26 protein-coding genes are annotated in these 26,481 nt (G+C 42.3%); 8 read left to right on the top strand and 18 right to left on the bottom strand.

What is annotated here, in order from left to right; genetic code table 11:
• Positions 1 to 79: 79 nt before the first annotated feature.
• Entirely contained in the window at positions 80 to 763 is a 684-nt protein-coding gene (gene lolD, locus B3Q46_RS15345) for a lipoprotein-releasing ABC transporter ATP-binding protein LolD (RefSeq protein ID WP_004784640.1), read from the bottom strand.
• Positions 756 to 1,991, bottom strand: a complete 1,236-nt coding sequence (locus tag B3Q46_RS15340) for a lipoprotein-releasing ABC transporter permease subunit (protein ID WP_004784642.1) — start codon at positions 1,989 to 1,991, stop codon at positions 756 to 758. The genes lolD and B3Q46_RS15340 overlap by 8 nt, the downstream gene beginning before the upstream one ends.
• Before the next feature lie 26 nt (positions 1,992 to 2,017).
• Here B3Q46_RS15340 and B3Q46_RS15335 point away from each other — a divergent pair, with 26 nt between their 5' ends.
• Positions 2,018 to 2,581: a PilZ domain-containing protein gene (locus B3Q46_RS15335; RefSeq protein ID WP_004784643.1), complete on the top strand. Its 564-nt coding sequence runs from the start codon at positions 2,018 to 2,020 to the stop codon at positions 2,579 to 2,581.
• Between the two features lie 20 nt (positions 2,582 to 2,601).
• On the opposite strand, the gene B3Q46_RS15330 is transcribed toward B3Q46_RS15335, so the two are convergent.
• Both B3Q46_RS15330 and B3Q46_RS15325 read right to left on the bottom strand, forming a co-directional pair.
• A complete protein-coding gene (locus B3Q46_RS15330) occupies positions 2,602 to 3,495 on the bottom strand; it encodes a DMT family transporter (protein WP_004784646.1) in 894 nt (297 codons plus the stop codon).
• 15 nt (positions 3,496 to 3,510) lie between these two features.
• Positions 3,511 to 3,996 (bottom strand): YaiI/YqxD family protein, encoded by a 486-nt coding sequence (locus tag B3Q46_RS15325; protein ID WP_004784649.1) that lies wholly within the window; start codon positions 3,994 to 3,996, stop codon positions 3,511 to 3,513.
• Positions 3,997 to 4,244: 248 nt separating this feature from the next.
• Here B3Q46_RS15325 and B3Q46_RS15320 point away from each other — a divergent pair, with 248 nt between their 5' ends.
• Together B3Q46_RS15320 and B3Q46_RS15315 are read left to right on the top strand one after the other, a co-directional pair.
• Entirely contained in the window at positions 4,245 to 5,177 is a 933-nt protein-coding gene (locus tag B3Q46_RS15320) for a hypothetical protein (RefSeq protein ID WP_004784650.1), read from the top strand.
• Positions 5,178 to 5,578: 401 nt separating this feature from the next.
• Entirely contained in the window at positions 5,579 to 5,719 is a 141-nt protein-coding gene (locus B3Q46_RS15315) for a hypothetical protein (protein WP_004784652.1), read from the top strand.
• Positions 5,720 to 5,776: 57 nt separating this feature from the next.
• On the opposite strand, the gene serC is transcribed toward B3Q46_RS15315, so the two are convergent.
• Entirely contained in the window at positions 5,777 to 6,859 is a 1,083-nt protein-coding gene (serC, locus tag B3Q46_RS15310; protein ID WP_004784653.1) for a 3-phosphoserine/phosphohydroxythreonine transaminase, read from the bottom strand.
• 358 nt (positions 6,860 to 7,217) lie between these two features.
• Here serC and B3Q46_RS15305 point away from each other — a divergent pair, with 358 nt between their 5' ends.
• Genes B3Q46_RS15305 through B3Q46_RS15290 form a run of 4 tightly spaced genes read left to right on the top strand, consistent with a single transcriptional unit; the run spans position 7,218 to position 12,021 of the window.
• Positions 7,218 to 8,699: a TolC family protein gene (locus B3Q46_RS15305; protein WP_004784655.1), complete on the top strand. Its 1,482-nt coding sequence runs from the start codon at positions 7,218 to 7,220 to the stop codon at positions 8,697 to 8,699.
• An 11-nt stretch (positions 8,700 to 8,710) separates the two neighbouring features.
• The gene (locus tag B3Q46_RS15300; protein WP_004784656.1) at positions 8,711 to 9,790 is read left to right on the top strand and encodes an HlyD family secretion protein; all 1,080 of its coding nucleotides are present in this window, start codon (positions 8,711 to 8,713) and stop codon (positions 9,788 to 9,790) included.
• Positions 9,791 to 10,933, top strand: a complete 1,143-nt coding sequence (locus B3Q46_RS15295) for an ABC transporter permease (protein WP_004784659.1) — start codon at positions 9,791 to 9,793, stop codon at positions 10,931 to 10,933. It begins immediately after the preceding gene.
• Positions 10,930 to 12,021, top strand: a complete 1,092-nt coding sequence (locus B3Q46_RS15290) for an ABC transporter permease (RefSeq protein WP_286716581.1) — start codon at positions 10,930 to 10,932, stop codon at positions 12,019 to 12,021. Before B3Q46_RS15295 ends, B3Q46_RS15290 begins: the two co-directional genes overlap by 4 nt.
• A gap of 33 nt (positions 12,022 to 12,054) precedes the next feature.
• Here B3Q46_RS15290 and B3Q46_RS15285 read toward each other — a convergent pair whose 3' ends face one another.
• From B3Q46_RS15285 to B3Q46_RS15260, 6 genes are all read right to left on the bottom strand, one after another.
• Positions 12,055 to 12,474 (bottom strand): hypothetical protein, encoded by a 420-nt coding sequence (locus B3Q46_RS15285; RefSeq protein WP_004784665.1) that lies wholly within the window; start codon positions 12,472 to 12,474, stop codon positions 12,055 to 12,057.
• A 69-nt stretch (positions 12,475 to 12,543) separates the two neighbouring features.
• A complete protein-coding gene (gene gyrA / locus B3Q46_RS15280) occupies positions 12,544 to 15,507 on the bottom strand; it encodes a DNA gyrase subunit A (protein ID WP_004784667.1) in 2,964 nt (987 codons plus the stop codon).
• A gap of 256 nt (positions 15,508 to 15,763) precedes the next feature.
• Complete coding sequence (locus tag B3Q46_RS15275) at positions 15,764 to 16,429, bottom strand: hypothetical protein (protein ID WP_004784669.1); 666 nt, start codon at positions 16,427 to 16,429, stop codon at positions 15,764 to 15,766.
• A gap of 169 nt (positions 16,430 to 16,598) precedes the next feature.
• Positions 16,599 to 17,531 (bottom strand): electron transfer flavoprotein subunit alpha/FixB family protein, encoded by a 933-nt coding sequence (locus tag B3Q46_RS15270; RefSeq protein WP_004784671.1) that lies wholly within the window; start codon positions 17,529 to 17,531, stop codon positions 16,599 to 16,601.
• Between the two features lie 18 nt (positions 17,532 to 17,549).
• Positions 17,550 to 18,302, bottom strand: a complete 753-nt coding sequence (locus tag B3Q46_RS15265) for an electron transfer flavoprotein subunit beta/FixA family protein (protein WP_004784673.1) — start codon at positions 18,300 to 18,302, stop codon at positions 17,550 to 17,552.
• A 513-nt stretch (positions 18,303 to 18,815) separates the two neighbouring features.
• Positions 18,816 to 19,421, bottom strand: coding sequence for a LysE family translocator (locus tag B3Q46_RS15260; protein WP_004784676.1), 606 nt, complete (start codon positions 19,419 to 19,421; stop codon positions 18,816 to 18,818).
• 112 nt (positions 19,422 to 19,533) lie between these two features.
• On the opposite strand from B3Q46_RS15260, the gene B3Q46_RS15255 reads away from it, so the two are divergent.
• Positions 19,534 to 20,028 (top strand): Lrp/AsnC family transcriptional regulator, encoded by a 495-nt coding sequence (locus B3Q46_RS15255; RefSeq protein WP_004784677.1) that lies wholly within the window; start codon positions 19,534 to 19,536, stop codon positions 20,026 to 20,028.
• Positions 20,029 to 20,076: 48 nt separating this feature from the next.
• Here the strand turns inward: B3Q46_RS15255 and B3Q46_RS15250 are convergent, their stop codons facing one another.
• The 7 genes from B3Q46_RS15250 to B3Q46_RS15220 form a co-directional block, all read right to left on the bottom strand.
• Positions 20,077 to 20,451, bottom strand: coding sequence for a hypothetical protein (locus tag B3Q46_RS15250; RefSeq protein ID WP_004784679.1), 375 nt, complete (start codon positions 20,449 to 20,451; stop codon positions 20,077 to 20,079).
• Positions 20,452 to 20,658: 207 nt separating this feature from the next.
• Complete coding sequence (gene xerA / locus B3Q46_RS15245) at positions 20,659 to 21,549, bottom strand: site-specific tyrosine recombinase/integron integrase (protein WP_376745110.1); 891 nt, start codon at positions 21,547 to 21,549, stop codon at positions 20,659 to 20,661.
• A gap of 26 nt (positions 21,550 to 21,575) precedes the next feature.
• Positions 21,576 to 22,193 (bottom strand): alpha/beta fold hydrolase, encoded by a 618-nt coding sequence (locus B3Q46_RS15240; RefSeq protein ID WP_004784683.1) that lies wholly within the window; start codon positions 22,191 to 22,193, stop codon positions 21,576 to 21,578.
• A gap of 95 nt (positions 22,194 to 22,288) precedes the next feature.
• Positions 22,289 to 23,134, bottom strand: a complete 846-nt coding sequence (dapF, locus tag B3Q46_RS15235) for a diaminopimelate epimerase (protein WP_004784684.1) — start codon at positions 23,132 to 23,134, stop codon at positions 22,289 to 22,291.
• A gap of 12 nt (positions 23,135 to 23,146) precedes the next feature.
• On the bottom strand, positions 23,147 to 24,391 hold the full coding sequence (gene lysA / locus B3Q46_RS15230) for a diaminopimelate decarboxylase (protein WP_004784686.1): 1,245 nt from the start codon (positions 24,389 to 24,391) through the stop codon (positions 23,147 to 23,149).
• Between the two features lie 24 nt (positions 24,392 to 24,415).
• Positions 24,416 to 24,649 carry an LPS translocon maturation chaperone LptM gene (gene lptM, locus B3Q46_RS15225; RefSeq protein ID WP_004784687.1) on the bottom strand — a complete coding sequence of 78 codons (234 nt, stop codon included), beginning with the start codon at positions 24,647 to 24,649 and terminating at the stop codon, positions 24,416 to 24,418.
• A 131-nt stretch (positions 24,650 to 24,780) separates the two neighbouring features.
• Positions 24,781 to 26,184, bottom strand: a complete 1,404-nt coding sequence (locus B3Q46_RS15220; RefSeq protein ID WP_004784690.1) for an amino acid permease — start codon at positions 26,182 to 26,184, stop codon at positions 24,781 to 24,783.
• Positions 26,185 to 26,481 lie beyond the last annotated feature (297 nt).

The raw sequence follows: 26,481 nt of genomic DNA, 5'->3' as shown, positions 1-26,481 counted from the left end.
TTTTCTTTTTTATTATTATGTGCAGGCAATAATAAAGCCCACCGGAGTGAGCTTCAATTAAAGAAGATTATTCCTGCAATTAGTCATTCATCCATAGACCATCACGCATATGTAGAATCCGGTCTGCCGAATGTGCCAATTGTTCATCATGGGTCACGATCAGCATAGCCATATTGAATTCACTACGTAATTCAGTCAGCAACTCAAAGATTTTATCGGCTGTTTTACGATCCAGGTTACCTGTTGGCTCATCTGCCATCATTAACTTCGGCTTGGTGACTACAGCACGTGCAAGCGCTACACGCTGACGCTCACCACCAGAGAGTTCACCAGGTTGATGGGTTAAACGATGCGTTAATCCAACACGTTCCAGCAAGTATTCTGCCTGCTGTTTGGCTTCTTTAAACTTGACGCTTTTACGCAGCATCAATGGCATCGCGACATTTTCCAGCGCAGTAAACTCTGGCAATAAATGGTGGAATTGATATACAAAGCCCAAATTTTCATTACGGACATAGCCACGGTCTGCTTCAGATAAATTGTCAAAACGGCGACCATTGACCATCACCTGTCCAGCAGAAGGACGATCCAACCCTCCGAGAATATGCAATAAGGTACTTTTACCGGAACCACTTGAACCGACAATAGAAACAAATTCCCCGGCCGTTACCTGTAATGAAATCCCTTTGATCACATCAACCGTAGATTTTCCATCTGTAAAAGATTTCTCGATATTTTGGGCATCTAAAACCAGATTACTCATAACGCAATGCCTCCGCCGGTTGAATTTTAGCAGCTCGGAATGCTGGATAAATAGTTGCCAGGAAACTTAAGGCAAGTGACAGGCCTACAATCACAACCACATCCTGCCAGCGCAGATAAGAAGGTAGGTAGTTGATGAAGTAAGCATCGAACATATTCAGGCCAAGTGAATTGTTTAACCAGCCAATAAAACTACTGATGCTAGTGGCGGCAATAATCCCGAGGATGGCGCCCGCACAGGTACCGATTACGCCAATCACAGTACCTTGAACCATAAAGATTCGGGTAATCGTGGTAGGTGAAGCACCCAAAGTACGTAAAATTGCGATGTCGGATTTTTTATCTGTGACCACCATCACCAGCGAAGATACGATATTAAATGCTGCAACCAGAACAATCAGGAATAGTAATAAGCTGACCATCGCTTTTTCCATCTGGATTGCACTGAACAGATTACCGTGGGTATAAGTCCAGTCAGAGGCATAGAAGTTACCCGGTAAATCACGCACAATTTCCTGAGAAACCTGAGGAGCAGCAAAAATGTCATCCAGCTTCATACGTACGCCTTGTGCACCATCTGGCAGACGTAACAAGGTTGAAGCATCATTCAGAGCAATATAGCCCATCATCGAATCAACTTCTGCACCAATACTGAAGATCCCGACCACTTTAAAGCGTTTAAAACGGGGTACGACACCCGCTGGTGAAGGCGTCGCTTCAGGCAGAACCAAGGTAATGTTATCGTTCAAGCCTACGCCCATGGCATCCGCCATCTGTTTGCCTAAAACAATCCCAAATTCACCTTTTTTCAGGTTATCAATACTACCCTCGACCATATGGTTCTGAATGATCGAAACTTTCTTCTCATACTTTGGTTCAATCCCGCTGACCATAATTCCGGCAACTTGCCCTTGAGCCGTGAGCATCCCTTGTAACTGGGTAAACGGAGCCACACCTTGAACGTGTTCATGCCGCTCAATCTGCTTTGCAAGTTCAGGCCAATTTGTTAGAATTTGCGTTGAAGAAACAGTGGCTTGAGGAACCATCCCCAAGACGCGATTTTTCAACTCTCGGTCAAAACCATTCATGACAGACAAAACTGTAATGAGGACTGCTACACCGAGCGTGAGACCGATCATTGAGACCAATGCGATAAAAGAAATGAAGTGGTTACTACGCCGTGCGCGAGTATATTTCAACCCTATATACAGCGAGATTGGTTTGAACATAACCATCTAGTCCGAGGTAATAAATTATGGAAAATGTACAGCATCCAAACGGATTCACTGAAAGACGAGTCATGTCTCGAATCGATGCTGCTTTACGAATCAATTATCAGATTATTTCCGATGATGTTGCCTTGAATGATCCTTACGATGCTAATTTCGTATTGCCCCGCTATTTTCTACTACTTGCAGAGCTAGATCAATTTGATCATGCTGTTAACTACGAATTAGAACAATTATCTGAAAAAGATCAACAAATTGCTCGAATCTTATCCTTATTCAACCAAAAATTAAACCTTATTACCGGTTCTTTGTATGACGCAATTGTACAAAGCATGTTACCTGTACCGGAACATGTGAATTTTTCAGAGACTGGTTTTAGCTTCTTGAGTGATCAGCCGATTAGTGAAGGAACCTATCTGCATGTGACTTTAAGTCACCCAGAAAACTTCTTCCACATCGCTGCAACCGCTCAGGTGGCCTACAGTCGTGCAGAAGAAAACGGAAAATATCGTACGGGCGCTTATTTTATTACCCTGCACCCTCAGGATCGCGTCAAACTGGGCGAATGTGTGAAAGCCAGCTTTGCTTAAGACTGGCATCTATCTTTTTATTAAAGGCGGGCTTTATAGCTCGCCTTAATTTCTTTAGCGAAATATACCACTAAGCCGAACAATAAAATTACTACACCCACCAAAGCAATAAGCGGCAATTTTTCATTATTCAATAATACGCCTACCAGCAAGGCCAGCATCGGTGTCAGAACTGTAGTTAAAGATAAGGTGGTTGGCTTAATTTTCTGTACCAGTTTGAAATAACAGAACATCGCAATCAGCGAAGCCATAATTACCGCATACACCAGACCAAATAAGGACTTGGCATGTGGCATAGCAGTGGGTGCGTATTGCCAGATAAATGGCAACATACCGATAGAGAAAACGACTGACAAACCAATCGAACCGGCCGCCTGTGCCATAGGATCAATAGGTGCATTGATTTTCTTCACCCAGAACATGGATACGCAATAAACTAACACCCCAACCAGAGCGATCACGATTCCAATTGGCTGTATATGCTGATCTGCATCGCCTAGACAGATCACCGAAAGTCCAGTTAAAGCGATTCCCATCCCCAGCCATTGATTCAGCGAAAGCTGCATCTGAAAAACAAAACGCCCAATCAGGCCTGAAATGAGGGGTGCCAAGCCGAACATTAAGGCAATGATGCCAGAACTTAAATAATCCGTAGACCAGTAAGTAAAAATTTGCGAGCCGATAAAACTGCATGCACCCGCCAAGTAACTATGTAGGGAAACACGATCAAGCGGTAATCTGGTTTTAAATAACCACAGCAATACTAAGGCTAAAGGAAGTGCTAGAAAAAACCGGATCGCCAATGCCCACATCGGATGCAAATCTTCCACACTCCAGACAATCGCCAGTGGTGTGGTGGACCAGATGAAAACCAGCAAGGCATAGGTCAACATCAGGTTACTTTTTGGGGGCATACTTGATCTCGTTCTTTATTTAATCGCAGTTTTACGTTTCTGTTTTTGAATGGTTTGATCTAGAGAGCTGGAAAACTCACGCTTATCACGTTCAGAAATCGGCGGTGGACCCCCGGTTTGTACACCAGCACCACGCAAGGTATCCATAAAATCACGTAAATGCAGACGTGCTTTGACATTGGCCACTGTATAGATTTCACCACGCGGGTGAATCGCTATACCGCCTTTCTCGATGACTTGAGCAGCCAAAGGAATATCCTGCGTCACCACAATGTCATGCTCTTTCATACGATCGATAATTTCCTGATCTGCCGCATCTGCCCCGCTCATGACCTGAATAGAATTGATGCGAATCGACGGGGTAATTCCTACCGGTTGATTGGCCACAAAAGTGACTTCAAGCTGATAACGATCGGAGGCACGAATAATCACATCTTTCAGAATACGAGGTAATGCATCTGCATCGACCCAAAGTTTGAATGGCAACACACATCTTTCCATAAGGGAGAAATTTGGACTAGTGTAGCAAATCAGAGGATGCAGGTTGATGCTTAAAACTGCTCTTTCTCTGAATATCCTAGTATTTAAATACTCAACTCAGCCGTATTAAATGAGTCAGCTATCCACAATCTAAAAAAATTTGACTTCACATGATTTGCATTTTAATTTTTAAATTCATTCGAGTGACTTGAAAAATCGAAATGACCCTCGATTAACTATAAATAAGTCATCCAAGATCAATTGTGCATATGAAAAAACAGAATAGCCCAGAGATCATCACTATTGATGATCAGAATTTCGGTAGTCATGTCGAACATTGGACCTTGCTTACTGAAAACCCAGGCACAGATGTTCCCCAATGGTTAGGCAAAGCCCTTGATGCACCTGTAATGCCGATGGGCCTGTGTACACAAGAATGCGATATGGATGAAACCACCTGGCTGATTCAGGGACCGAGCAAAGCTGCGGTACAATTAAGCCAAGTGATTGCCGTAGAAAATAACAAGCCGCAGGCTGTGAAAACTGCATTCCCAGGCTTTGACAGCCCCTACCAGGTAAAAGCCACGATTGACCGGATTATTTCTTGTAAATCCGATACCCAAGCTGTGTTGCGTCTCAATCTGGGTGCCAACAATATCATCTATGCCTTTGATACGCTGTACAGCGTCAACCGGTCGCATTATGAAAAAGACCAGTCTTATATCGTCAACTTAAATGCCTGGGCTTATGAACTGGAAGTGGTGACTGATCATGAACATTTAGTCGTGGATGATCCTGCCTCTATCAAACATCACCGTGCCCTGAATGCAATTCTTGCGGAAAATAATGGTGTTGCACCAGATAACTTACAGGAACAGATCGATGCCTGGGAGCCGAAATCTGAAGAAGACAAAGAACCGGTAACGGTCGATTTCTCCAAAATGGTCGCTTATCTGTATGGTGAGACCATGGGTCAGGAAGATGAAGCCTGGTTTCAGGGCAATATTGTCGGTAAAACTTCAATGCAGTTTATGGATCAAGACTACACGCTGTATGATGTCACCCTGATTCATGATGAAGGCCAGCCGGCTACCTTGATCCGTGTAGCCACCCGCAATGACAAGCATAAAGATTTCCAGATTGGTCAATATATTCGGGGCAATCTGTGGATTCAGGCCAATATCTATCGAAAAGCAGCTTAAGCTGAATATCCAGATCGGAGGCTCATATTTTTATATGAGCCTCCTGTTTTTTATTTATTTTACTGCGATATTCTTTCAATTCTGATTATTTTTTATCCAAAATTAAAATCAGAATTAATGGATTTTGAATTCATTGAAAATAGATTTATCCACAGATTTAAATTCAAACAAATTCATTTTCAATGTTATCTTCAACTGAATAATCATATTAAAAACATCATAAAAATAATGACTTAATATAATAGTCCTATTTTTCTGAATATATTGAGGCCAGTTATTTAAATAAAATTAATACTTTATGAAGTTTAGTTAAGAATGTACTTTATTTAATCAATTTTTTATGGTAAAAATACGATCAACAAATAATCATTTACGATAAATAGATCGGATAATAAATATCTATGAAAATCGTTCAAGAAGAAAATTTACAGCAGGTTGAGCATCATCTTGGCTCGCGTTATCAGCTTGATATGATGTCATGCCTATTTTTCGTATTGGGTATGCTCATTTGCGGCTATATCTTACATAACTTTGTTTTTTAACCCGAATTAAATGATAAAAAAACCCGGCCAATTGCCGGGTTTTTTAATTCTCAAGGATTAAGCATTGCGTTTAGCAAAGTCATCCATGAAGTTTACCAATGCCTGTACACCTTCTAACGGTACGGCATTGTAAATGCTGGCACGCATACCACCTACTGAACGGTGGCCGGCAAGGTTAAGTAAATGGTTTTCTTTTGCGTCTTGCAGGAACTGTTTTTCAAGTTCAGGATTTGCCAGAGTAAATGGAACATTCATGATTGAACGGTTTTCTTTGGCAATCGGATTTGCATAGAAGTCGCTAGAATCGATATAGCCATAGAGCAATTCAGCTTTTTGCAGGTTCACTTTGTGAATCGCTTCTACACCGCCCTGTTCCAGTAACCATTCGAATACCAAACCAGATAAATACCACGCATAAGTTGATGGTGTGTTGACCATCGAACCGTTTTTCGCTTGATCTGCATATTTCAGGATGCTTGGAATTTCAGGTTTTGACTGATCAAGCAAATCTTCACGAATAATGACCAGTGTCAAACCTGCAGGGCCAATATTCTTTTGTGCACCGGCATAGATCAGACCGAATTTAGAAACATCAATCGGTGCAGACAAAATGCTTGAAGAGAAATCACATACAAGTGGCTTATCAGTTTCTGGCACATGGGCAAATTGCAGACCGCCAATGGTTTCATTATCTGCATAATGCACATAAGCGGCATCATCAGAAAGATTCCAAGTGCTTTGATCAGCAATCGCCAATTTACCATCTTCAGTTTTAATGCCTGCTTCAACCACATTGATGTCGCCATAGCGTTTAGCTTCTTTCAATGCTTTTTCAGACCAGATACCGGTACGGATATAGTCAGCTTTGTTGTTTTTACCCAGCAGGTTCAATGGAATTGCCGAGAATTGCAAAGATGCGCCACCCTGCAAGAACAGTACTTTATAGTTCTCAGGAATATTCATGAGCTTGCGAAGGTCTGCTTCTGCCTTTTCCGCAACTGCAACATAGTCTGCACTACGGTGGCTCATTTCCATGATCGAAAGACCTTTGCCCTGCCAGTCAAGCATTTCAGCTTGAGCCTTTTCAAGTACGGCAGTAGGTAATGCAGCAGGACCAGCACAGAAGTTGTACGCGCGCATGATTTTTCCTTTCAGAGTGAAACACAATAAAATGATGGCATTTAACCATATCTGGACGCCGCTTGCACAAAATTATTTCTATCCAAGAATGAAGATAGAGTCAAAAAACCAATCTAGATTCGGAGGATAATTTGAATACCTTTGATTTTTTACCCTAACCTTGTGATTTCATTTATGAGAAATTGCCTAGGTAAAAATATTCAATCTCATTCAATGCTTAGAACTATCAACTTGAAACTGGAGAAGTAAATCGCTTCGAATTACAACAATACTACAACTTAACCCATCCCTGCACTGCAAGCACTTGATTTATAATGCAGCTTAGACTGAATTAATGTGACTTTTACATTACCACTTTATGAATATGAAGAAAAATAAACAATGTGTCTGCTGGGGTCTGACTGTGCTTGCATCCATGATGTATGGCAGTTTTGCTTATGCACAAAGCATCAGCTTTCAGGATGCAGAACAACAATTGTTGCAACGTTCCTATAGTAGCCAGGCTTTTCAAAGTCTGGAGCAAGCGTCAAAACTTGAAGCAGAAGCGGTTAAAGGTATTGGCCTACCTCGTGTTGACCTGAATGTTCGTGCCTATGCCTTTCATAGTAAAGTCGATATTCCATTAAAGCAGTTTAAAAATAATCTGGAAAATTCACTCTCTCAAGGTGTAAATGGCCGGCTTAATGAGTGGGAAGCCAGTAATGGTGTGGATCTACCCGCAGGTATTACCGATCCACTGCGGGAAGGACTCAACAATACTATTCATAGCGGAGTAGGTCTGATTCCGGATACGTCTAATGTAGTCCTTGAAGATCAGGTGATTCGTCCCACTGTTTCCGTGATGATGCCACTATATACCGGAGGCCTCACCCGTAGTGCCAAAGAAATTGCCAATATTCAGTCAGGACGTAGCAAACTTAGCAATCAGCAGCAACAGGATACGCAGCGTTTTGAGCTGATTCAGTCTTACTTTAATGTTCAACTACAAAAACAGTTACTGGATTCGGCACTTTTTAATTCAAATGCCATGCAACAACATTATCGTAATGCCCTAAAACTGGAACAGCAGGGTTTTATTAGCAAAGGCCAGCGCATGCAGTTTGAAGTAGCACGCAATAATGCTGAACGCGCACAACAAAATGCCCAAGCCAATCTGAATGCTGCCCTATTTCAGCTGAATAACCTGTTGCTGGATAGCAATATCACCGAGCTAAGCACACCTTTGTTTGTGAATCGTGCTGAACCACAAAATGTGAATATTCTGCTCAGCAGTTTTAGCCAGAACTCTCCTCTGATCAAAAAAATGCAGATGGATACCGAGCTGGCCAAAGCCAATGTCAAAGCTCAGCAGGCCGCTAAAAAGCCAAATGTTTTTGCGTTTGGTGAATATAGTCTGGATCAACATCAAAACTGGATTGTAGGGGTTGCAGCACGTTATAATCTGTTCTCAGGTATTGATAAAAACAAGAATATTCAGGCTGCTGAACTAAAACGCTATGCCGCTGAACTCATGACGGCGCGTACCCAGCAGGAGATTGAAAACCTGATTTATAAATCATTTAGTGAAGCAGTCAGCGCCCAGCAAAGTGATGCTCTACTTCAGCAGAATCTGAAAGCAGCTCAGGAAAATCTGCGTATTCAGGAATTATCCTTTAAGGAAGATGTCGGGACAGCCACTCAGGTCATCGATGCCCAAAACATGCTCAGCAGTTTAAAGGCAGAAATGGCATTAAACGCTTATAAATATGTAGTATCTCTCGCGACCTTATTACAGAGCCATGGCTCAATTGTTGAATTTCCAAACTATATGCAACACGCCAACACCCACTATATTCGTTAATGGAGCCAGACATGACAGATGAGCAAAAGCCAGAACATCCTGTTGATGAACCGGCTTCAGAAATCAATTACAGTGAATCAGAGCCAGATAATCCTGCAAGCACAGAAAAAAAATCGCGCAAAAAATATCTGCTTTTAGCTTTAATTCCAGTGATTCTTGCTTTGATTGGGTTTGGCCTATGGAAAACCTATCAACCCAAAGAAATCGAGCTACAAGGCCGGGTTGAGGCAGAGACGGTTCAAGTGGCCACTAAAGTTCCAAGCCGGATTGAAAAGATTTATGTGCAGGAAGGCGATGACGTCAAGAAAGGCCAGGCGCTGGTGAAATTGCATAGTCCTGAAATTGAGGCGAAAAAGCAGCAGGCTTTAGCTACTTTACAGTCTGCATTAGCACTTCAGTCCACCGCAGAACGTGGTTCTCAGGAAGAAAATATCGCTTCTCTGTATGCCAACTGGCAGTCACTAAAAGCACAGGAGCAACTCGCTAAGACTTCCTATCAACGTGGAGCCAATCTATTTAAGGAAGGCGTTATTTCCCGCCAGCGCCGAGATGAACTGTTTGCAGCTTCACAATCTGCGTCGCAAATGACAGAAGCTGCGTATCAACAATATGCCCGGGCTAAACGCGGCAGTACACCAGAACAGAAAAGTTCTGCAGATGCTCAGGTCGATATAGCCCGTGCAGCAGTCGCTGAAGCCAATGCACTAGAAGCAGAAACTGAATTATTGGCACCGATTGATGGTACCGTCTCCAAAACCTATGGCAATGCCACTGAACTGGTGGCAACCGCAGTGCCAGTGGTCAGCCTGATCTCGGCAGAACGCTGGATTAGCCTGAATATTCGTGAAGACCAATATGCCGCTTTAGGTAAACAGCAACAGCTTGAAGGTTTTATTCCGGCACTGAATCAATCAGCCACTTTTAAAGTAAAAAATATTAGTGCTGAAGGTGAATTTGCCACCATTAAAACCACGCGCCAAACCGGCGGTTATGATGTCCGCAGTTTTAAATTTCATCTTGTGCCAGTCACTGAAATGCCTGAGTTAAAAGTCGGCATGAGCGTGCTGTTTAAATTGAAAGAGCCAAAATAAATGGCTTCTGGATTCTGGGCGGGTATTCAGCGTGAAATACGCTATTTATGCAGAGAGAAATGGGATCTGGCTCTAGTCCTGCTCGCCCCTGCCTGTATTCTGATTTTACTTGGTAGCATGTTTGCCAAAGGCAAACCGGATCATCTACCAATCGCCATTATTGATCAGGATCAAAGTAGCCTGAGCAGCAAGATTTATGATCATTTATCTTTGAATCATACCCTACACGTGCATACCGTTTCTGATCAAACGGTCGAAATCGAAAAATTATTAAACGAAAATAAAATCTGGGGCTATATTCATATTCCTACCGGAGCCGAGCAACGACTGGTCAAAGCTCAGGATGCTGAAATTAGTATTGCTTTTAATCAGAGTTATTTTAGTATCGGTAATACCATTTCTTCGGCTATGCTACTTAGCACCTTGCAGGCTCTGGCTGAGTTTACCGGTAAGCAGTATCTAGGCAACACGCTCCCCTATCTGGATGCACCTACACCGAATATTAAAATTTCCCCATTGTATAACCCACAGCTGAATTATGAATTTTATCTGGAGCCTTATATGGTGCCGGCAATTTTGCACTTGCTGTTATGTTGCTGTGTGGCTTTTGCTGTGGGTCAGGAAATTAAACGGCATACTGTTAGTCATTGGATTGCCCAACAAAACTTGTGGTCGGCACTGCTGTCTAAAAATCTGGTTTATGTAGCAATCTTTTGTTTATGGACCTGGGCTTGGATGTTTTGGCTGGTCGAAATTCGCGGCTGGTTTATTGCCGGGTCATTATGGCTAATTCTTCTGGCTCAAATACTGTTCTATAGTGCCTATGCCTTTATCAGTAGTGCTGTGGTTCTGGCTACTCAGGACCTAACCAAATCTTTTGGTCTACTAGCAGTTTATGGTGGTTCATCGCTCAGTTTTGCTGGGGTAACTTTACCTCTTAATAATGCTCCACTATTCACCCAGTTCTGGTCCAATATTATTCCTTATACACCCTATGCCAAATTACAGGCGGAGCAGTGGGTGATTGGCAGTCCGCTCTATCTTTCACTGCAACCGATATTCGTACTCATCATTTATGTCTTGCTTTATGCTGTACTGGCCTATGTCTTTCTCAAAAAAACAGCCAAAGGAGTGTCAGCATGAAATCACTTTGGAAAGCTTATTGCCAAACTTTCAAAGACATTATTAGCAATACCAGTATTTTTACCACGCTGATTTTATCAGTTCTGTTTTACAGCTTTTTCTATCCGACCGCATATAAGGCAGAACAGGCAGAAGCCTTGCCGATTATTATTGTTGACGAAGAGCAAAGTGCTTTAACCAATACCATTATCAGTCATGTCAGCCAAAGCCCTAATGTACAAATCAAGGCGGTGACTGGAAATTTTGCTGAAGCTAAACACTGGATGGAAACTCAAAAAGCCGATGGGATTTTATTATTACCAGATAATCTTTCACAATCTATCCGGCACGGTGAAAATGGCGGGATTGGGCTGTATTTAAGTGCTGCTAACTTTTTAATTACCAAACAGATTGGTTTGGGCTTGGTCTCTTCAGTAGAAAATACCTTAAGCGAATATGCGGAACGCTTTAGCGAGATTTCACACTTCTCTCCTGCACTCTCCATTCACCAGATTCCATTATTTAATACACTCTCTGGCTATGGTAGCTATGTGTTTCCCGCTGTTGCACCGTTGATCATTCATCAGACGATCTTTCTTGGCCTCAGTATGCTGATTGCGCTGTATCGGGAAAGTAGACAGAGGATTAATTTAACCACCTTATTCGGAATCAGTTTGGCGATTCTGACCATTGGATGTTTGGGCTGTTATTACCTGTTTGGTTTTACTTTCTGGTATTTTGATTATCCCCGTGGCGGAAATTTTTGGGGCATGCTGCTCGCTGTACCCATCTTTGTATTCTGCATGATTGGGATTACTACCTTGTTTGCCAGCTTTCTGGACATGCCAGAACGCGCCGGTCATATCATTGTTTTTACTTCGATTCCGCTCTTTATGCTTTCAGGAGTCGCCTGGCCGCATGCTGCCATGCCAGTCTGGGTCCAACTCATTGGGCAAGCCTTACCTTCGACCCAAATCGTGCAGATGTTTATTCAACTCAATCAGATGGGGGTGCCTACTTATATGGTTCTAGGAAAGCTTGCTTATCTATTGGTGATCAGCATCATCTGTATGAGCTTAGGCTATTATCGGCTACGCCCACGTTCTTAAATCCGGATTTACTCAGGCTATTCGCATTGAAAATTATTCACCAAATACCTGAATATTAAAGTTGCGGATTTTAGTACTGCCATTCGGCTGGTCAAAACTCACATCATACTGAACCAGGTTTTTTGGATAGGCAATTTCATAGCTGACCTTGTATTCACTCGGTTTGCCGTTATTTTCCTCGAAGCTCTTTCTCATGATAGTCTTGGACTTATATTCACCTTGCGGAATTGATCGTGAAAAACGCTTCATGATTTTTTCATTGTTTTGAAACTCTGCCTGCAACTTCGGCTCAAGCTGAGCTAAAAACTCGTCATATTTTCCATCACGCAAATCTTCATAAGCTACTTGCGCAGCCTTTTCCTGCCCAGGGCTCGGATCGGGCATACTGTCCATTGCATTATTACAGCCGCTAAGTGCAATAGCTGCGGTCAAAAGCATCAATCTGGTCTTCATTATTTATCTCTCATTTAGTCGATGTGTAAAAAAGGACGCCGAAGCGCCCTTTTTCATCAGTAGCAGAACTTATTCCTCTACTGTATTGTCATCATCTTTTTCAGCTTCTTGTGCATCAGTTACATCATCAGCTGCAGATTCAGTATTTTCCAATATTTCCAACTCATCTTCAACTGCTTCAATCGCTTCTACACCGACCAGTTTTTCATCTTCAGCCAGACGGATCAGACGAACACCTTGTGCATTACGACCAGTCTGTGCCACTTCAGAAGCACGGGTACGAACCAGTGTGCCACCATCAGAAATTAGCATCAGTTCTTTAGATGCGTCAATCGCAACTGCACCGACCAGTTCGCCATTACGCTCTGAGGTCTTGATAGCAATCACACCCTTACCGCCACGTTTCTTGGTTGGGAAGTCATCCACTGGGGTACGTTTACCATAACCATTTGCAGAAGCACACAGCACTTCACCGGTTTCAGGTACAACCACTAGAGATACGATACGACTAATGAAGTTAGCTTCAGTTGCATCTTCATCATCAGATTCAACATCTACATCTTCGACATCTTCAACTTGAGAAGCACCGATGGTCACGCGCATACCGCGTACACCTTTGGCTGAACGACCCATTGAACGTACGTCAGTCTCTGCGAAACGAATTGCTTTACCTTCGTTCGAGAACAACATGATTTGTTGTTCACCATCAGTAATCGCAACACCAATTAAGGTGTCATCGCCATTCAGTTCAATCGCACGTAAACCGTTTGAACGAACATTCGAGAATTGTTCCAGTTCTACACGTTTAATCGTGCCGTACTCAGTCGCCATAAACACATAGAAGTTCTTACGAACAGCTTCAGCCTGCTGAGCAAAGTCATTGATGATGTCATCATCAAGATCAGTGGTTGAAAGCGCTAAGCCCAATTCTTTCAACTGAACACGCAGTGCATCAGAAATATCATCTGCACCATCTTCAGATTCAGCAAGTGCAGATTCTAATGCAGCAAAGTGACTGTTAATCACTTCATTGGTTTGAAGCTGAGCAGCATTGGTCTTCACGAATGCTTTGAAGTCAGCCAGACGTTCTTTGAATTTCTTCGGTGCATCAATTACTGGCAAGATAGCAGTAATGGTTTCATTGTCATCCAATGGCAACAAGTTCACCATTGGGCGACCTTTAGCACCACGCGAAGCTTGTGGCACTTCATAAACTTTCAGACGATAAACCTTACCGACATTGGTGAAGCAAAGCACAGTGGCATGATTCGACGTCACCACCATATGCTGAATGTAATCATCTTCTTTCATGCTGGTTGCAGACTTACCACGACCACCACGACGCTGAGCAGCATAGTCAGATAATGGTTGAGTTTTCGCATAGCCTGTTTTTGAAACCGTAAGAACCATTTGCTCTTCAGGAATCAGATCTTCACGAGAGAAGTCGATACGAGACTCAACGATATCTGTTTTACGTGCATCGCCATATTGCTGAAGAATCAATGCTAGCTCTTCTTTAATGACGTTCATCAATAAGTTGAAGTCATTTAAAATGGCTGTGTATTCAGCAATTTGACCCAAGATTTCAGAGTATTCAGCTTGCAGTTTATCCTGCTCAAGACCGGTCAAGCGGTGCAAACGCAGTTCCATGATCGCGTTAACTTGAGTCGGAGATAAACGATACACATCGCCATCAATACCAAATGGACGCTCTGGATCTTCACCTTCAATTTCGTCCGGACGTACAGAAACAGCACCTGCTTTTTCGAGCAAGGCTGCCACACCGCCTGCTGCCCACTCACCTGCCTGTAAACGCTCACGCGCTTCAGCCGGGTTGGCAGAAGTTTTGATGGTTTCGATGATGGCATCAATATTTGCCAGAGCAACGGTTAAACCTTCTAAAATATGACCACGTTCACGTGCTTTGCGCAGTTCGTACATGGTACGACGTGTCACGACTTCTTGACGATGACGGATGAATGCCGCAATGATGTCTTTCAGGTTCATCAACTTCGGCTGGCCGTTGTCCAGACACACCATATTGATGCTGAAAGAATTTTCTAACTGTGTATTCTGGAACAGGTTATTGACGATGACTTCAGCATTTTCACCACGCTTCAGGTCAATCGCAATACGCATCCCTTCCTTGTCCGATTCATCACGGAGTTCAGAAATACCTTCAAGTTTTTTCTCTTTGACCAGCTCGGCAATACGTTCAATCGTTTTCGCTTTGTTAACCTGATAAGGAATTTCCGTGAAGACAATCGTAGTACGGCCAGATTTAGCATCTTCTTCAAAGTGATATTTACCACGAATATGTAAACGGCCTTTACCGGTGCGATAGGCATCCACGATGCCTGACTTACCGTAAATAATGCCACCTGTCGGGAAATCTGGACCGGAAATATATTCCATCAATCCTTCGATGCTGATATTCGGATTATCTGCATAAGCCAGACATGCATTCACTACTTCAGTCATGTTGTGTGGCGCCATATTGGTCGCCATACCGACTGCAATACCAGCCGCACCATTCACCAACAGGTTTGGAATACGGGTTGGCATGACTTGCGGAATACGCTCAGAACCGTCGTAGTTATCTTCCCAGTCAACTGTATCTTTTTCCAGATCAGCCAATAATTCATGGGTCAGCTTACGCATACGAACTTCGGTATAACGCATTGCCGCAGCGCTATCGCCATCGATCGAACCAAAGTTCCCTTGACCATCAACCAATTGGTAGCGCAGACTAAAGTCCTGAGCCATACGGACAATGGTTTCATAAACAGCAGAATCACCATGTGGGTGATATTTACCGATGACATCACCTACAACACGGGCAGACTTCTTGTAAGCTTTGTTGTAGTCATTGCCCAATTCGTGCATTGCGAAAAGCACACGACGATGAACAGGTTTTAGACCATCTCGTACATCCGGCAAGGCACGTGAAACAATCACGCTCATTGCATAGTCTAAATACGAGTGCTTGAGTTCATCCTCAATGGCAATCGGTCTAATTTCCGATACGCTCATGCATACTCCTTATTCTACAAGCCAAATTTGGCTTGCATTTATATGTCGTAAATCCAGCTATAAATCGGCTCAAAAAAAGCTGAACCAATATTAAAATTTAGTCGTACAGTATAGCATAATCTAGGCTAAATTTACCTGTTTCAGCCCCAACTATCCACAGGATTTTTAGTAGAAATTTTAATCACTTCACAATATTTTGATATTAAAAAACCTCTGCTTGCAGAGGTTCATTTTTTTCTTTAAAAAAGCAAGTCACTTAAATATGAAGTTTAGAATCTATATCGGACAAATCATCTTCAGCTATGACCTGACTAGTTGATTTTGTCACAGTACAATCTTGCTTCATTAATGGATAAGCGACCAGGAATAAGCCGATAATAAGCGGAAATTCGTATAGTTCTTCCATCAAATCTTTATAGATAAAATCTGTAAAAATAAAATGAATAAAAAACCGATTATGTTCAATGCCATCAGACATCAGCAAGCCAATGAAAGCTAATATGAGTGCCCAAATTGGAAGTGATACATGCTTAAACTTATAAGCAATTTCTTGACGCAAAGGTGCTAAAAACAGCATAAACACCACGGGTGCAATCACAAGAACCGAAATACCACGGAAATAGATTTTTGGCACTTCCGGGAAATAGTCACGTCCCCAGCTGGTACTTCTACCAAACAGCATAATCCACCATGCAACTGACCAGAGCCAAAATTGTTTTTGACCTTTACTTAATTCAAATGGACGGATATAGAAAAAACTAAATACGGCAAAACCAAACAACATTAATGCTTGAATTGACTCAACTGCTGTAACCGTCATACCTCCTAACAAAGGAAGGTGCAGACTCGGGAGAAAAGGGAAAATCAAACAGCAGATCATCATTACCAAAATACTGACTGGTAACTGAAAATCAAATTTCACGAACACTCCGCCAAATGGCAAGCTTAATAAAAGCTTAATATTAACACAAAATATACAATAGCCAAAATTTCGAGTCAGAAATGGACGACTTGTTAGTTAGATTAATTATTTAGATTAAAAAAAAGAAAAACGCTCCTAAAGGAGCGTTTTTTTGAAACTGATTCAGAAATTAGATTTTAGAAACCAATTCAGGAATTACAGTGTTCAGGTCACCTACTAACCAGTAGTCTGCTACTGCATTAATTGGAGCTTCTTCATCTTTGTTGATCGCAACGATCACTTTAGATTCTTTCATACCTGCCAAGTGCTGGATCGCACCAGAGATACCTACAGCGATGTACAGGTCAGGTGCAACGATCTTACCAGTTTGACCAACCTGCATATCGTTAGGAACGAAACCAGCATCAACTGCAGCACGTGAAGCACCTTGAGCAGCGCCAAGTTTGTCAGCTAGTGGATCAAGGATTTTGTGGTAGTTCTCACCAGAACCTACACCACGACCACCAGAAACCACGATACGAGCAGCTGTCAATTCAGGACGTTCAGATTTAACGATTTCTTCATTAATGAACTTAGAAATACCAGCATCACCAGTAGAAGCAGCAGCTTCAACCGCAGCAGAACCACCTTCAGCAGCAACCGCATCAAATGCAGTACCACGAACAGTTGCAACGATTACTGATTCAGAAGACTCAACAGTTGCAATCGCGTTACCTGCATAGATCGGACGCTTGAATGTATTTGCAGAATCAACAGCGATGATGTCTGTGATCATGCTGACATCAAGAAGTGCAGCAGCGCGTGGCAGAATGTTTTTGCCAGTTGTAGTAGAAGCAGCAAGGATATGGTTGTAGCCTTTACCTAATTCTGCAACCAGTTTTGCTACGTTTTCAGCCAGTTGGTTTGCATAAGCAGCGTCGTCAGCAAGTAAAACTTTGCTTACACCCGCAACTTTAGCTGCCTGATCAGCAACTGCTTGAGCGCCAGAACCAGCAACCAATACAGTGATATCACCACCGATTTTTTGCGCCGCAGCAACAACGTTTAAAGTAGCAGCGTTAAGTGCTTTGTTGTCGTGCTCAGCGATTACTAAAATACTCATGATTTTTATCCTTCTGTATTAGATCACTTTCGCTTCGTTTTTCAATTTTTCTACAAGTTCGTCTACAGACTTCACTTGTACGCCAGCTTTACGCTCTGCAGGAGATTCAACTTTTACTGTTTTCAGTTTAGTTGTAGTAGTTACACCGAAATCTGCAGGTGACTTAGTATCAAGCGGTTTTTTACGCGCTTTCATGATGTTTGGAAGAGCTGCATAACGTGGCTCGTTCAAACGTAAGTCAGTAGTTACGATCGCTGGAAGTGATAATTCAACAGTTTGTAGACCACCGTCGACTTCACGAGTCACTTGTACTTTGTCGCCTTCAACTTTAACTTCTGAAGCGAATGTACCTTGACCTGCACCTAGAAGTGCACCAAGCATCTGGCCAACCTGGTTAGAGTCGTCATCAATTGCTTGTTTACCAAGAAGGATCAATTGTGGTTGTTCAGCTTCAACAACACCTTTTAGAATTTTAGCAACTTCTAGCGCACCTAATTGGCTGTCATCAGCTTCAACCAGAATACCGCGGTCAGCACCAAGCGCCATTGCAGAACGGATTTGTTCTTGAGCTTCTTTAGGACCAATAGAAACAACAACGATTTCTGAAACAGTTCCTTTTTCTTTTAAACGAACCGCTTCTTCCACCGCGATTTCACAGAATGGGTTAATTGACATTTTAACGTTTGTTAAGTCAACACCACTGTTGTCCGGCTTAACGCGAACCTTAACGTTGGCATCAACCACACGTTTTACAGCAACAAGAGCCTTCATGTAATCCTCGGCTGTTTTAGCAAATGTAAATGTTGAGAAAAGTTATAATAACTCTTCACTTAAATTTTTTAGGTGCCCTATCTTGCAATGTGCACGGCATTTCGGTCAAGTCACAATTCAACAAAGAGCTGTAAAAATGCGTAATTTTCCTTGAACGATGCGTTCACAATTAATCCGTATCGATTTATTACAATGAATTTTATTAATATTTAATAAAATTTAACCTTTGATTTTTATTATGTTTTTATTTGATGAAACACATCAGAACTTTTGATTTCTGCTTATTAAATGTACAAATCTGTCCTTAGATTTGTGGAAAATGACTTATATTTAAAAATGACCGCTTTGGTCAGTTTGGACATAAAGCGAAATTAGTCAGGATTTATTCTGCATATCTGCTCAATTTACTCCGCTTTATTTTGCTGGGCAAGTCTAAAAATTGGGTTGTCATCAATCTATAAATATAAAAAAAGCATACTGGGAGCAGTATGCTTTTTTAAAATACACCATTGCTTAATTAATAATTAACCAGCTTGCAGCAAGGGCAAGTAAACCACCTGAGGTGCCATCAACCCATTTCTGTTTACGTTCATCAATTTGTGTATTGCGGGTAATTCTGCTGAACAGAATGCTGAGAGCACAATAAACAATGAAAATCATGCCGATAAAAATAAAAGAGAGAATTAAGCCTTGGCTCACTGTATTTCCGCTTTTATCAATAAACTGCGGCAAGATCGCAAAATAGATCAGCATGCCTTTAGGATTGAGTAAGGCCGTAAAGAAGCCTTTTTTCACTGGATTAGCAGCAGATTTTTTCTCAATTTTCATTGAGTTTTTACTAAATACTGATTTCAACAGACTACAAGCCAGATAGAGCAAATAAGCAATACCCAACCAGCGAATCGCTTCAAACAATACCGGAAAAGACACGATAATCGCTGCGATTCCTATTGCTACGAAAATGGAATGTACCAGATAGCCTGAACAGATCCCGATGGTTGCCATCATGCCTGCTTTTGCATCTTTACCCATCACTTGAGACAGGATAAACAGCATATCTGGTCCAGGTGTAAAAATCAGGGGAAGCACGGTTAGTGCAAAAAGTGCAAATACAGACATTTCCTTTTCCTTTAAATCTTCGGAAAGTGGAATTAGTATCTGCGAATTTTTACAAAATAGGCTTTCAATTTATTTTATAATAAGTATTATTTTTCGAATTATATTCTAATTTATGAAAATATCTTCCAAGTCTGTGCGAGTAAAACTTGATCGAATTGATAAAAATATCATTCATCACTTGCAAGCCAATGGTCGTATTCAGAACAACGATCTGGCACGTGAAATTGGACTATCCCCTTCTTCCTGTCTGCGCCGGGTAAAGTTGCTTGAAGATGCGGGCGTGATCCAGAATTACACCACCATTGTCGATTCACAGAAAATCGGTTTTCAGTTGATTCTGTTTTCACGGATTTGGCTGGTGGGTCAGGATGCAGAGACGATTGATACCTTTATTGAAGCAATGAAGGAACTACCGCAAGTGATGGAGTGTTATATCATTCTAGGCGAATGTGATGCGATGTTAAAAGTTGTAGTGCCTGATCTGGAAAGTTACCGCCAATTTCAGTCCACACATTTGACCAAGAAAAATGGCATTACCAGTGTCAAAACAGATTTACCCAGCCAGATCATCAAGCAAAGTTTTCAGTTACCGCTGGATGACTTATAAAATATTTTAGCAATAAAAAAGGATGACCTTGGTCATCCTTCATATTTATTAAACTTGCAAAAAGTCACGATGTACATGACTCAGTTCAATCAGTTCATAAGACTTCAGATCGAAAATATTCCAGATTTCGAGCGCATCTTCTTTCAGGTCAACAGCTTGACTGGCTCGCTGCGTGGTCTGCCATTGCAGATCAGAAATCCATAGATAATACTGGTCTGCCTCAGGATTATAAGCCTGCATTTTCCCTTCTGCATTAATCCCCTGCACGATTGCGCCTTCAGGCAAAACGGCTTCAATGGTGGGCAAGCTAATCTCAACAAAATGTTTAATCTGGCGTAAACCATAACCCGCAAACATATCTTTTTGGGCTGGGCTTAACTGCGCATACTTTTGTTGTATATCCGGGATAATTGCTGTGTCCATAAAAATTCCAGTATCGAGATCGCTGATTTTCTTTTAAAAATTGATTACTATTTATACTTATATCCGAAAACAGCCATTTGAAAAATAAGACAATAGTGAAATATCTTTCAAACAGTCTGTTCAAGTCATATTTTGAGCATGATACATGACAGTTTTATGCCATGAATCCTAATCATCCGACAAGCGGAAGAAAACTTTAAATTTTTCCTATTCTTTATGCTGTGCCCGCGGATGCGCCTGATCATAAATCTGCGCAAGTCGATCAAAATCAATATGAGTATAAATTTGTGTAGTACTCAAATTGCTATGCCCCAACATTTCCTGAACGGCACGAAGATCACCACTATTCGACAGCATATGGCTGGCAAAACAATGCCGTAACAAATGCGGATGCAGGTCAACATTAACCCCTGCACGCTGTGCCTGAAACTTGACCCGGTTTTCAATTTGCCGTGCACCGAGCGGATTGCCTTTTTGGGTGATAAATACATTCGCGTCAGGTACAAAATCGCCATTCCAGAGCGGATAAATTTTTAGCCATTCCATCAGACTATCTTTGGCTCTTGAACCAAAAGGCACCACCCGGGTTTTATTGCCTTTACCGGTAATACGGAGGAGCTGACGATTAAAATCAACATCCTTGATTCTTAAGCTCTGAATTTCTGCCAAACGTAAACCACTGGAATAGAGTAATTCCAGAATTGCCTTATCTCTCAACCACATTTGTTGCTGCGCTTCGGTTTCTGGAGCAGGCTGGTCCAGAATCTGGTTCACAGTTTCAATATCGACCATACCCGGTAAAGGACGTGACTGACGTTTCAACTGAAAATCATCAGCCGGATTAAACGCCAGATACTGCGCCTGCTCTGCCCATTTCATGAACTGGCGAATCGAAGAGAGCATCCGCTGCAAGCTACTCGAACTTAATCCGTGCTGCTCGACTTTTTCAGCCAGAAATTGACGTAAATCTGTGGCTTCCACATCATTGAGTGCAAGTTGTTGTACTGCGCAGAATTCCAGAAAATCAGCCACATCACGTTCATAGGCCTGCAAGGTATGTTTAGACTGATTCTGGATCTCACGTTCTTTGAGCCAGATTTCGAGCAAGTCTTTTGCAGAAAGCTTTACTTGCTCCATTCAATTGACTCCAGCCAGGCTTCAATCAGTTCTGCGGTCTGTACTGGATGAGTCGCCGCAAAGAAATGTTCCCCGCCTTGAATTACATGCAAATTTGCATGTTTAAAATTTTGCTTTAAGCATTGCCCCACCTGAACGGTACTTAAAGCGTCTTGGTCACCCCAGATCAGTAGAACTGGAATCTCAAGATTGCTTAACTGTTTCAGGCTAAATATTGTTTGATCTTGTAAAAACCAGTCAGGAACATCTTTAAACTGCTCGCGATAATCTATCCGCCAGTCACCATAACCGAACTGGGATAGATCCAGACCACCTGAAGTTGCCAATAAAACCAGTCCTTTGACTTTCTGTGGATGATGCAGTGCAATTGCAACTGCCAATACTCCACCCATAGATTGAGCAACCAGAATTGAATCATCTTCAATCTGCTCTGTGATGAATTCCTGCAGATCATGAAGATTTTGAATAGTCGAATCTGGTTCTACCCCATCGAAGCCCGGATATGCCAATATTTTTGTAGATTGATCTGTTTTTAAATGAGCCAACAAGGGTTGCCAAAAGTCTCGGCTGCCTGATGCACCCGGTAAAAACACAAGCTGATTCATAGCAGTGTTGTGATATCAATTAAATATGGAATTCATCCTATCATAAAAAAGCACCGTACTATGTGCGGTGCTTTTTAGAGAAATAAATGTTGAGATTAACCCTGGAAGTAGCGCAAGTCCAGTCGACCTTCATAAACATTGGCGGTTGGACCTGTCATCCAGACCACATCACCTTCTTTCCATTCAATCTGCAATTTACCACCCGCAAGTTCAATTTCGACCTTGCTAGATAACAAACCACGGCGCATACCAGACACTGCTGCAGCACAGGCACCTGTACCACAAGCCAGTGTTTCGCCTACACCACGCTCATAAACACGTAAACGAGCATGCTTTTCATCAATGATCTGCATAAATCCAGCATTAACGCGTGCCGGGAAACGCACATGGGATTCCACCTGTGGACCAATCTTAGCCACATCGGCAGTCAATACATCCGGAACAATCGTCACTGCATGTGGATTCCCCATATTGACCACATCAATCGTCAGCTTCTCTCCACCCGCCAGATCGATGTCATACAGATTTTCCGGTTCTTCTGCCACAAATGGAATTTCCTGAGGCAGGAATTTTGGATAACCCATATTCACTCGCACCCAGCCATTGGCACCGAGTTCAGGTTCCACGATTCCAGCTTTGGTCTGTACCTTGATTTTGGTTTTAGTGGTCAATTGACGTTCATGCACGAAACGGGCAAAACAGCGTACACCATTGCCGCACTGCTCAACCTCAGAACCATCCGCATTAAAAATACGGTATTTAAAATCTGCACTTGGAATATCAGGCGGTTCAACAATCAAGAGCTGGTCAAAACCCACACCAAAGTTACGATTTGCCAAGCGCTGAATAGTGAGAGTATCCAGATAAGCACGCTGGCTAATCAGGTCTACCACCATAAAGTCATTGCCCAGACCATGCATCTTGGTAAATTCAAGCAACATTACTCAGTCTCCTTAAGGCAATAAACGCTCACGTTCCCAAAGTGATTCAACCGTTTCACGCTCACGAATCAGATGAGCCTGATCACCATCCACCATCACTTCAGCAGCACGGCCACGGCTGTTATAGTTCGAACTCATTACGAAACCATATGCACCAGCACCCAGTACTGCCAGCACATCATTTTCTTTAATGGCAAGCTCACGTTCCTTACCCAGAAAATCGCCAGTTTCACAGATTGCGCCCACCACATCCCATTCTTTTGTTTCCATATCCGTATGCGGTGTCACGGATTGAATATCCATCCATGCTTCATATAAAGCTGGACGAATCAGGTCATTCATCGCGGCATCAATGATGGCAAAGTTACGGTGATTGGTTGGTTTCAGTAGATCCACTTTGGTCAGTAAAACACCTGCATTGGCAGAGATACTACGACCCGGCTCCATATAAACTTTCAGGCCCAGTTTTTCTAAAGCCGGACGCATGGCATTGGCATATTCTTCAACCGATGGCGGTGTTTCATCTTTATATGTCACACCTAGACCACCACCGATATCGATGTGTTTCAAGTTGATGCCCATGTCTTTCAGCTTGTCGATCATAACAATGACACGATCCAGCGCATCAACAAAAGGTTGAGTTTCAGTCAACTGCGAACCGATATGACAGTCAATCCCGACCACTTCAAGATTTGGCAATGATGCTGCATAAGCATAGGTATCAAATACGCTATCTGATGGAATACCAAATTTGTTTTCTTTTAAGCCTGTTGAAATATATGGATGGGTTTTGGCATCGACATCCGGATTCACACGTAGTGAAATTGGCGCTTTAACATTAAGTTCAGCCGCTACTTTCTGAATACGGTCCAGTTCGGCATATGACTCGACATTAAAACAGGCGATGCCTACTTCCAATGCCTTTTTAATATCTGCTTCTGATTTACCCAGACCTGAGAATACGATTTTTGAAGGTTCACCACCGGCTTTCAATACACGAGCCAGTTCACCACCAGTCACGATATCAAAACCAGCACCCTGCTTGGCTAATACATTCAATACCGCAAGATTAGAGTTTGACTTTACCGCAAAACAGATTTGATGATCGATAAAGCTAAAAGCACGGTCCATATCCAGATAATGCTTTTCAAAAGTTGCTTTTGAATAAACATAAAGTGGTGTGCCAAATTGCTCTGCGAGCTGTTGCAGTGAACATTGCTCAGCATGCAATACCCCATTAATGCGGGTGAAACTCATGAATGTATCCTTTCTCTGAAAGTCTTAAGGAGATGGTGTTGAATCGGATTCAGCGAGCGCTTCAAACTGCTGCTTGACTGGCGCATCCTGTTGTTCATCTGATACTTGCGGTGCAGATTCAGTATTTTTATAGAGTAAATACTTGGCACGTTTATCGTAGTTTGGATCATTGGGAAGATGTAAAGCTCCCGACTGCCCACAACCGACCAAGGCAAAACCGACTGTAATTAAACTGATGTAGCAAATGATCTGACGCATCTGACCACCTATATGAGTATTTTCGATGAAGTATAACGCGATCATCCGCATGACCAAAGCGCTAAACGCTAGAGAGTATATTCAGACATAAAAAAACGCCAGCAGATCGCTGACGTTTTTATTGATATGGATTATTTATGTTTCTGTTTATAGAAGCCTAAATATCCAATAATCAGTAAAATGAACCAGACCGGGCTGACCATCAAGGCACGACGGGTATCATCTTCCAGCGATAACACACCAATCATGCCGACAAAGAAAATAATCACGATCCAGCAAGTCACCAATCCACCAGGCAGCTTGAATATGGATTGAGCATGCAATTCTGGACGAGTACGGTAATAGATCATGTAGCTCCAGATAATGATCAGCCATACACAGATAAAAAAAATGGTCGATAGAGTCGTTGCTAAGGTAAATGCTTCAACCGTATTCGGCACGAAGTACTGTAATGCTGCACCGAGCAATAAACAGATCGCAGAGAAATACAATGCATTCGCTGGAACGGCGCGCGAATTCAAACGACCAAAGGCTTTAGGTGCCTGTTCTTCCCGAGACAAACCAAACAGCATACGGCTGGTCGAGAACACCCCACTGTTCATTGATGACATTACTGATGACAGCACCACCAGGTTCATGATGATTGCTGCCGCCGCAATACCGGCCTGACTGAACAGATTCACGAACGGAGAAACATTTGGATTGATCTGATCCCATGGTGTCACTGACATCACAATGATCAGAGCAAGCACATAGAAAATAATGATACGGATCGGAATCGAGTTCACCGCTTTCGGCAGGTTACGCTCTGGATCTTTGGTTTCAGCAGCCGTAGTACCAACCAGCTCTACACCTACAAAGGCGAAAATCGCAATTTGGAAACCAGCCAGGAAACCCATAGTCCCAGTCGGAAATAAACCGCCATGATCCCAGATATGGGCAAATGAAGCGACCGTACCTGCATCATTTGTGAAGCCAGTAAAGATCATCCATAAACCTACAGCGATCAGTACAATAATGGCGATAATCTTGATCAGGGCAAACCAGAACTCCATTTCACCAAACAGTTTCACGGTTGCCAGGTTCAATCCCATGATGAAGACAATAGAGGCAATACTGATCAGCACACCTTCGCCCGGAGTAAATGGCAGACCGTTATTAAAGAATTGCAAGTAATAGATAATGGCTGACAAATCCGCGATACCAATCGTGATCCAGCATAACCAGTACGTCCAGCCGACAAAATAACCTGCCCATGGCCCGATCAGATCGGTGGCAAAATCGATAAAAGATTTATATTGCAGATTGGATAATAATAATTCACCCAAAGCGCGCATGACCAGAAACACCATAAAACCGATGATCATATAAATCACCAGAATAGATGGTCCTGCCAAGCTAATGGTTTTCCCTGAACCCATAAACAGGCCGGTGCCAATCGCACCCCCAATGGCAATTAACTGCAGGTGCCGGTTGGATAAACTACGCTGTAGCTCACCATCTTCCGATGATGAGTGACTATATTTTTCTGACATTATTTCATTTCAACTTTGAGTTTTAATCGCGACAAATTAACGTAAAAAACCCGGAATACAAAAAGAAAATTCGCATCATTTGTATTTTCCAACTAATCTTGCAAGTTAATTTATTTTTCTTATATCAATATTCATTTATCTTTAGTCTTAGTTTTAAGGCGCGATGAATACAGGATTTTTCTTGTCAAAGCGCTGAAACTATGTAAAAAATAGAATACAAATCCGCCAATATTCGCGTTTAGGATGAGCGCGCATGGCATAGCAATTGCTTTTCAATCAACATCTCAAATAAAGCTG

Origin of the sequence: Acinetobacter sp. UBA2581 (assembly GCF_002339435.1) — a bacterium.
In the GTDB taxonomy this organism is placed as follows: domain Bacteria; phylum Pseudomonadota; class Gammaproteobacteria; order Pseudomonadales; family Moraxellaceae; genus Acinetobacter; species Acinetobacter variabilis.
Note: the sequence above shows the minus strand (reverse complement) of the source record. Positions and strands in the feature narration are given on the sequence as shown.

Bases quoted from the DNA above. Each gene is read 5' to 3' on its own strand.
- lolD (WP_004784640.1), bottom strand. From the start codon at position 763: ATGAGTAATCTGGTTTTAGATGCCCAAAATATCGAGAAATCTTTTACA.
- B3Q46_RS15340 (WP_004784642.1), bottom strand. From the start codon at position 1,991: ATGTTCAAACCAATCTCGCTGTATATAGGGTTGAAATATACTCGCGCA.
- B3Q46_RS15335 (WP_004784643.1), top strand. From the start codon at position 2,018: ATGGAAAATGTACAGCATCCAAACGGATTCACTGAAAGACGAGTCATG.
- B3Q46_RS15330 (WP_004784646.1), bottom strand. From the start codon at position 3,495: ATGCCCCCAAAAAGTAACCTGATGTTGACCTATGCCTTGCTGGTTTTC.
- B3Q46_RS15325 (WP_004784649.1), bottom strand. From the start codon at position 3,996: ATGGAAAGATGTGTGTTGCCATTCAAACTTTGGGTCGATGCAGATGCA.
- B3Q46_RS15320 (WP_004784650.1), top strand. From the start codon at position 4,245: ATGAAAAAACAGAATAGCCCAGAGATCATCACTATTGATGATCAGAAT.
- B3Q46_RS15315 (WP_004784652.1), top strand. From the start codon at position 5,579: ATGAAAATCGTTCAAGAAGAAAATTTACAGCAGGTTGAGCATCATCTT.
- serC (WP_004784653.1), bottom strand. From the start codon at position 6,859: ATGCGCGCGTACAACTTCTGTGCTGGTCCTGCTGCATTACCTACTGCC.
- B3Q46_RS15305 (WP_004784655.1), top strand. From the start codon at position 7,218: ATGAATATGAAGAAAAATAAACAATGTGTCTGCTGGGGTCTGACTGTG.
- B3Q46_RS15300 (WP_004784656.1), top strand. From the start codon at position 8,711: ATGACAGATGAGCAAAAGCCAGAACATCCTGTTGATGAACCGGCTTCA.
- B3Q46_RS15295 (WP_004784659.1), top strand. From the start codon at position 9,791: ATGGCTTCTGGATTCTGGGCGGGTATTCAGCGTGAAATACGCTATTTA.
- B3Q46_RS15290 (WP_286716581.1), top strand. From the start codon at position 10,930: ATGAAATCACTTTGGAAAGCTTATTGCCAAACTTTCAAAGACATTATT.
- B3Q46_RS15285 (WP_004784665.1), bottom strand. From the start codon at position 12,474: ATGAAGACCAGATTGATGCTTTTGACCGCAGCTATTGCACTTAGCGGC.
- gyrA (WP_004784667.1), bottom strand. From the start codon at position 15,507: ATGAGCGTATCGGAAATTAGACCGATTGCCATTGAGGATGAACTCAAG.
- B3Q46_RS15270 (WP_004784671.1), bottom strand. From the start codon at position 17,531: ATGAGTATTTTAGTAATCGCTGAGCACGACAACAAAGCACTTAACGCT.
- B3Q46_RS15265 (WP_004784673.1), bottom strand. From the start codon at position 18,302: ATGAAGGCTCTTGTTGCTGTAAAACGTGTGGTTGATGCCAACGTTAAG.
- B3Q46_RS15260 (WP_004784676.1), bottom strand. From the start codon at position 19,421: ATGTCTGTATTTGCACTTTTTGCACTAACCGTGCTTCCCCTGATTTTT.
- B3Q46_RS15255 (WP_004784677.1), top strand. From the start codon at position 19,534: ATGAAAATATCTTCCAAGTCTGTGCGAGTAAAACTTGATCGAATTGAT.
- B3Q46_RS15250 (WP_004784679.1), bottom strand. From the start codon at position 20,451: ATGGACACAGCAATTATCCCGGATATACAACAAAAGTATGCGCAGTTA.
- B3Q46_RS15240 (WP_004784683.1), bottom strand. From the start codon at position 22,193: ATGAATCAGCTTGTGTTTTTACCGGGTGCATCAGGCAGCCGAGACTTT.
- dapF (WP_004784684.1), bottom strand. From the start codon at position 23,134: ATGTTGCTTGAATTTACCAAGATGCATGGTCTGGGCAATGACTTTATG.
- lysA (WP_004784686.1), bottom strand. From the start codon at position 24,391: ATGAGTTTCACCCGCATTAATGGGGTATTGCATGCTGAGCAATGTTCA.
- lptM (WP_004784687.1), bottom strand. From the start codon at position 24,649: ATGCGTCAGATCATTTGCTACATCAGTTTAATTACAGTCGGTTTTGCC.
- B3Q46_RS15220 (WP_004784690.1), bottom strand. From the start codon at position 26,184: ATGTCAGAAAAATATAGTCACTCATCATCGGAAGATGGTGAGCTACAG.